The organism is Rheinheimera tilapiae, from assembly GCF_042432165.1.
In the GTDB taxonomy this organism is placed as follows: domain Bacteria; phylum Pseudomonadota; class Gammaproteobacteria; order Enterobacterales; family Alteromonadaceae; genus Pararheinheimera; species Pararheinheimera tilapiae.
The window spans coordinates 1-6756 of record NZ_JBHLXP010000008.1 but is presented as its reverse complement, the minus strand read 5'-3'; the positions used below and the strand labels follow the sequence as shown (position 1 = coordinate 6756).

The following is a 6756-nucleotide window of genomic DNA, read 5'->3' as shown; positions in this document are numbered from 1 at the left end:
GCTGGCTGTCACACAGCGACGGAACAATCCCGAGCTCCGCGAGGGATATCAAGGCTCCCAATAAAGCCAAAGGGCCCACTCAGTCGAGTGGGCCTTTTTGCTTTATGGCATCTTGACGGAATATTGCTCAGTCGGACGTCGCACGGGGGCAATTCCATCACTTCAGCTAGCAAGTTCCTTGTCGACCGCGCTAAAAGTCTGATAGCCAATAGTTTCAATGCACTCTAGACTGGCTCTAGTTCAATCTTTTTGTTGCAGATCAAATGCTAAAATCCCGGTCGCGCAATACTGATCGCAAAGAATCTTCTCAGGCTATACAGATGGAAAAACAGCCAAACTCTCCATTGGATTGGGGTCAATTACTCAAATCTGGTAATCGGATATTTATTGGTTCCAATGCCGCAGTTCCAAATGCATTAATCGATGATTTAATTGCCAATGCAAATCAGCTGCATGACATTGAAGTTGTTCATATTCAAACGATTTCAGATGAAAAATGGGTTGAACCACAATACAAAGACCTATTTAAAGTAAACACATTGTTTATTGCTGGTCAGAAAATTCGCGCGGCAGTGGCAGAAGGCCGCGCCGACTACACCCCTTGTTTCCTGTCAGAGATTCCGGCTTTGTTCAGTTCAGATATTCTGCCACTCGATGCTGCACTAGTAATGCTGAGTCCGCCAGATGAATATGGATACTGCTCCCTTGGAGTCTCAGTAGACGTGGTGTCTGCAGCGATCCGCAATGCGAAAAAAGTGATTGCCCAGTTTAACCCCTTGATGCCGCGAACAAGCGGCCATGCTTATGTCCATATCAGCAAAATTACGGCTTCAATAGAGCAGGCTCAGCCGCTACCCGAGGTTCCTGCTGTAGGATTTGAGCAACGAATTGAACGGATAGGCCAGTATGTATCCATGCTCATTGAAGACGGTGCAACTGTCCAAATTGGCACCGGTAAGATCCCGGAAGCGGTATTGAGATACTTGGGAAATCATAAGAATTTAGGTATTCACAGTGAACTGATTAGTGATGGCATCATTGATTTAATGAAAAGAGGTGTGATTAACAACAGTCAAAAAACTTTTCATCCAGGAAAAACAGTGACCAGTTTTGCTGTTGGTTCACAGCAACTATATGATTTTGTTAATCAAAACCCACATGTTGAATTCTATCCAAGTGAATATGTCAATTCACCAACCAACATTGCTCGGAATGACAATATGGTGTCGATCAACAGTGCTCTTGAAGTTGACCTCACTGGCCAAGTTGTCTCTGACTCATTGGGCTATCAGTTCTACAGCGGTATTGGCGGCCAGGTTGATTTCAGTCGTGGTGCATCAATGAGTAAGGGCGGTAAACCGATTATTGCGCTGCCATCAACAGCCAAAAACGGTACTATCTCCCGCATCGTCTCTACGATCTCTGAGGGAAGTGGGGTCGTTACATCACGTGGTCATGTGCATTATGTCGTTACTGAATATGGCGTGGCCTCCCTTCGTGGCAAAAGTATCCGCGAAAGGGCACTTGAGCTGATCCGTGTTGCCCATCCCAAGTTCAGACCTGCTTTATTGGATGAAGTTCGTAAGCATTATTGGGTGCCAAACTATCAGGTTATGCGGCCGATGGACGTGCCAGAACTTGGGGATGTTGGATTAAAAATCCTGCACATTGGTGGTGAGGCCTTTGATTTGAGGCCGCTGAATCCGGCTGACGAGCGTCGCCTGCAGGAATTCTTCTATTCCCATACCAAAGAAACACTGTTGTTGCGATACAACCATCACCCAAAACAACTGAGTAGGGAGAAATCTTGCTCGCTAGTCAGTGTCGATCAGTCCCGGGACCTCGCACTATGTATAGTGCGGCAACATGGGTCAGTCTTGGAAATCCAAGCCGTAGGACGTTATTACCTGATTGAGAGCAATAACAGTTGCGAGGTCGCATTTGTTACTCGCGAACGCCATCAGGGGAAAGGGATGGCAACCATACTGCTACAGGAGATGATTAATATCGCCAGAATTCGGGGCATTTCGACTATGGTCGCCTATGTCCGAGCAGAAAATAAGCCTATGCTGACCGTGTTTGAACGCGCTGGTTTTAAACGGTTACGCAGCGAAGAGCCAGACGAAGTGAATCTTCAGCTGCAGCTGCAAGCCGAGCAAGCAACTGAATCAATGGAATAGCAGAACTATGTCTGTGGTGATTTTTAGCCATTCGGCTTGTAACAAACATAATTTAGGTTCAGACCATCCCGAGCAACCGGGGCGGTTGCATGCCATTTTTGATCAGTTGCTCAGTTCGGGGCTGGACTATGCTATCAGCCATCAAACTGCGACTTCGGCTACCGATGAACAGTTGGCTCTTGCCCATGATAGAGCTTATATCCGTCATGTGATTGAGAAAAACCCGACAGAGGGTTCGGTTTGGCTGGACGATGATACCGCAATGATGAATCGCTCACTGGAAGCGGCCCGTTTGGCTGCAGGTGCTGCAATCAATGCAGTAGATTGGGTGATGCAGCGGGACAACGCTCAAGCGTTTTGTGCTATCCGACCTCCGGGACATCATGCAGAACGTGCACAAGCGATGGGCTTTTGTTTTTTTAACAACATTGCCATCGCAGCGAAGTATGCAATACAGCACTATCAGTTATCGCGGGTGTTGATCCTCGACTTTGACGTGCATCACGGCAATGGTACCGAGCAAATTGTTAAAGACGACGCACACATCCTGTTTTGTTCTTCATTTGAATATCCGTTTTACCCGCATCCGGACCTTACTGAAACGACCAATATCCTGAAATTACCTCTTGCCGCAGGCTCCGATGGTGTAGCGTTCCGCCATGGAGTAACCACAAAGTGGCTTGATAAAATTGCAGCATTTGCACCAGAGCTTGTAATGGTATCTGCAGGCTTTGATGCCCACTACGAAGACGATATGGCAAATCTGAAATGGCAGGAAGCTGATTATGCCTGGATTGCTGATGAACTGAAGAAAATTGCAAATCGCAGCGCCCAAGGTCGTATCGTTGCTTGCCTTGAAGGTGGTTATGCCCATAGTGCCTTGGGGCGCTCCGTAGTCGCCATGTTAAAAGCCTGGTTGTAACAAAATTTCTGCCTGACGTTCGCATGCATTACAATAGCGTTTTTTCCAGCGCCGAGTTTTGAACATGCAGAAACTGCAGCAGCAGGATGCCCGTCTTTATTCTACTTTCCGTTTGCCCGCGACACTGCACGAGGTGCTGCTGTGTCGTTCAATAGATGAGCTATACCAAGCTGAATGGACACAGCCGCCACTTTTGTTAGGCGAGGGTAGCAATAGCATTTTCCTGTCCGATATGCAGCGGCCTGTGTTGCGGTTTATCGCCGATTCTGTGACAGAACAATATGCAGCAGACGGGATCCTGTTACACGTAGAAGCAGGACATAACTGGCATTCACTCGTTACCTATGCTGTGCAGCAAGGCTGGTGGGGGATTGAAAACCTCGCGCTTATTCCTGGATCTGTGGGTGCTGCGCCAGTACAGAATATTGGTGCATATGGTGTAGAACTTATGGATAGCTGTGTCTATGTTGATTTCTTCCATTGGCAAAGCAAAAAGGTACAAAGACTGACTCAGGCTGAATGCGCGTTCGGCTATCGTGACAGTATTTTTAAGCAGGCACTCGATGGTAAAGGCGTCATAGTCGCTGTGGGGCTGAAACTGCAGACTCTTGCTAATCCAAAGCTTAGTTACCGCGGCTTAGACCATTTACCTGCAGATTGCAGTGTCCAAGATGTTTATCAGGCCGTGATCGCTGTGCGCCGGAGTAAGTTACCGGATCCACAGCAATTAAGTAACTGCGGCAGCTTTTTTAAAAACCCGGTAATAGAGGCCAACCAGTTTGCGGAGTTGCAACGGTTACACCCCGATTTACCTGCTTATCCTCAACACAATGGTCAGATAAAGACTGCAGCGGCCTGGTTGATTGAACAGTCCGGCTTCAAAGGGCAACGCTTTGGTGATATCGGCTGTTATGACAAGCAGCCGCTCGTGTTAGTCAATTATGGAGAAGGGACCGCATTCGAGCTTGAGACATGGATGAAGCAGATTATCACCACGGTACAACAGCGCTTTGGTATTCAGCTAGAGCCGGAAGTGAGAATGCTGAATGAGTGTTAGACAGCTGCCGCAAACCTTAGCCCTGCAACGGCAACTGATTCAGCAACTGGCAGATGGAAAGACTCACTCGGGTGAAGCTTTAGCGCAACAGGCTGGGATCAGCAGAGCCGCTATTGCAAAACATATCAGTCAGTTACAGCAGATTGGCTTGGAGATTTTCGCGATTTCAGGCAAGGGTTATCGTCTGGCACAGCCGCTGCAATTACTCGATGTGACGCAAATGAAACAGTGGCAGGCTCCCGGTTCGCCAGAAGTGTTACTGCAACATCTGACGGATTCAACTAACACGCAACTACTGAAACGGCTGCAAGACGGGCAGTCATTACAAAAAGGGCAGGTTATTGTAGCTGAAGCACAATCTGCAGGCCGAGGCCGACGCGGCAATGATTGGTACTCGCCATTTGGCAGCAATCTCTACTTTTCGATTTATTGGCGACTTGAGCAAGGGATCCAAGCTGCCATGGGGCTGAGTCTGGTCGTTGGGATCGCCATAGCGAAACTGCTGGAGCGTCGGTATCAGTGCCCATTAAAACTGAAGTGGCCAAATGATCTGTATGTGAATCATAAAAAATTGGGCGGTGTTCTGGTTGAGCTTGCCGGACAAACCCATGCTGATTGTGATGTTGTGATAGGTATAGGCCTGAATATTCAGATGCCAACCGGTGGAGAATCGAAGATCAATCAGCCATTCACTGATTTGATGCAAGAGGTGAATTCTCAGATTGACCGAAATCAGCTGGTGGCTGAACTGCAACATCAGCTGATCCAAACACTGAAGCACTTTGAAGTGTATGGTTTTACTGATTTTATCTCAGAGTTTAACCAACGTAACGAGTTTGCGGAGCAGACGGTGCAGTTGACCGGCGGTAGCGAGCCACAAATTGGAGTTTGCAAAGGGGTCGATCATCAGGGAGGTCTCATTTTGCAACAAGGCGGCCAGCTTAAAAGTTATTTCGGTGGTGAGCTAAGTCTGAGGGTGAAGCAATGAAGCAGGGAATTTTACTGCTGGATATCGGAAACACCCGGGTTAAAGCAGTTTATTGGCTGGATGGACAGTTGACTGCTATCACCGATTTCCCGGGTGTAATGCCGGCATCGCCTGTTGCTGTCTATTATGCTTCTGTTGCGACTGACGAAAGGTTGGAGCAGCTAAGGTCTGAGAGTCAGTTAACCGACGTTGATTGGCACCAAATCCGCAGTGAAGCGCAAAAAGACCAGTTACGTAGTAGTTATGCAAAGCCGGAAACAATGGGGGTCGATAGATGGTTGGCAATGTTAGGTGCGCAGCAGTGTTACCCACATACTGAACTGCTGGTTATTGATGCTGGAACCGCTTTAACAATCGATCATCTTGCAGCCGATGGGCAGCACCGTGGCGGTTGGATTGTGCCTGGGATACATATGCAGCAAAAAGCTGTGACGAACTATACCGCACGCGTGTTTAACCGCGATCAACAACAGTTTGAATTGGCTTTTGCACAGGACACAGCGAGTTGCCTGCAAAACGGTGTATTTGCGGCAATTTTGGCCGTTATCCGGCAAGCTAATCAGCTGGTGCCTCAGGCTAAAATGTTAATCACGGGTGGTGATGCCACAGTATTAATGCCGTTTCTGGCAGAGTTACCAATAGAAATTGAACCTTTACTCATTTTTCGCGGGATGACCCGGTATATTGTGAATTAGTCTTTTTTGGCGATCTATTGAGCATTCAGTATAAAAATATTAGGTTTTTACTGATTTTCAGTTGCCACACCCAGATCATTCCACTAGAATTCGCAGCCACTGACGTAGCCGCTTTAGCTCAGTTGGTAGAGCAACTGACTTGTAATCAGTAGGTCATCCGTTCGACTCGGATAAGCGGCACCATTAGTGGAGGGGTTCCCGAGTGGCCAAAGGGATCAGACTGTAAATCTGCCGGCACTGCCTTCGAAGGTTCGAATCCTTCCCCCTCCACCATCTTCGCCAGTGAACAATAGCTACGAGTAGGCCGCGGGCATCGTATAATGGCTATTACCTCAGCCTTCCAAGCTGATGATGCGGGTTCGATTCCCGCTGCCCGCTCCAGACAGAAAAAATGCTGATATAGCTCAGGCGGTAGAGCGCATCCTTGGTAAGGATGAGGTCCCCAGTTCGATTCTGGGTATCAGCACCACTTCACAGTTTGCCTCCTCTTGCGATAATATCGAACACCCAAATTCACACAACCGCCGTTTTTGCTTAAAAAGGGTCTACATCATGGCTAAGGCTAAATTTGAACGTAACAAACCGCACGTAAACGTAGGCACAATCGGCCACGTTGACCACGGTAAAACTACTCTGACAGCAGCTATCACCAACGTACTGGCAAAGCACTACGGCGGTCAGGCTTTCGCATTCGACCAAATCGATAAAGCGCCAGAAGAAAAAGCTCGTGGTATCACGATCAATACTTCTCACGTTGAATACGACACCCCAACTCGTCACTACGCACACGTAGACTGCCCAGGCCACGCTGACTATGTTAAAAACATGATCACTGGTGCTGCTCAGATGGACGGCGCTATTCTGGTAGTAGCTGCAACTGACGGCCCAATGCCACAGACTCGTGAGCACATCCT

6 protein-coding genes and 4 tRNA genes are annotated in these 6756 nt (G+C 48.1%); all 10 read left to right on the top strand.

What is annotated here, in order from left to right; translation table 11 throughout:
* Positions 1-320 precede the first annotated feature (320 nt).
* The gene (locus tag ACFFJP_RS19875; RefSeq protein ID WP_377248529.1) at positions 321-2180 is read left to right on the top strand and encodes a GNAT family N-acetyltransferase; all 1860 of its coding nucleotides are present in this window, start codon (positions 321-323) and stop codon (positions 2178-2180) included.
* A 7-nt stretch (positions 2181-2187) separates the two neighbouring features.
* Positions 2188-3102 (top strand): histone deacetylase family protein, encoded by a 915-nt coding sequence (locus ACFFJP_RS19870; RefSeq protein WP_377248526.1) that lies wholly within the window; start codon positions 2188-2190, stop codon positions 3100-3102.
* A gap of 64 nt (positions 3103-3166) precedes the next feature.
* Positions 3167-4159 (top strand): UDP-N-acetylmuramate dehydrogenase, encoded by a 993-nt coding sequence (murB, locus tag ACFFJP_RS19865; protein WP_377248523.1) that lies wholly within the window; start codon positions 3167-3169, stop codon positions 4157-4159.
* Positions 4149-5147 carry a bifunctional biotin--[acetyl-CoA-carboxylase] ligase/biotin operon repressor BirA gene (birA, locus tag ACFFJP_RS19860; protein ID WP_377248520.1) on the top strand — a complete coding sequence of 333 codons (999 nt, stop codon included), beginning with the start codon at positions 4149-4151 and terminating at the stop codon, positions 5145-5147. The genes murB and birA overlap by 11 nt, the downstream gene beginning before the upstream one ends.
* The gene (locus ACFFJP_RS19855; protein WP_377248517.1) at positions 5144-5842 is read left to right on the top strand and encodes a type III pantothenate kinase; all 699 of its coding nucleotides are present in this window, start codon (positions 5144-5146) and stop codon (positions 5840-5842) included. Before birA ends, ACFFJP_RS19855 begins: the two co-directional genes overlap by 4 nt.
* A gap of 107 nt (positions 5843-5949) precedes the next feature.
* Positions 5950-6025, top strand: a tRNA-Thr gene (locus ACFFJP_RS19850).
* Between the two features lie 5 nt (positions 6026-6030).
* A tRNA-Tyr gene (locus ACFFJP_RS19845) sits at positions 6031-6115 on the top strand.
* A 33-nt stretch (positions 6116-6148) separates the two neighbouring features.
* Positions 6149-6223: transfer RNA gene (locus ACFFJP_RS19840), tRNA-Gly, on the top strand.
* Positions 6224-6235: 12 nt separating this feature from the next.
* Positions 6236-6311: transfer RNA gene (locus ACFFJP_RS19835), tRNA-Thr, on the top strand.
* An 83-nt stretch (positions 6312-6394) separates the two neighbouring features.
* On the top strand, positions 6395-6756 hold a 362-nt coding region (locus tag ACFFJP_RS19830), incomplete at its 3' end, for a GTP-binding protein (protein WP_377248489.1).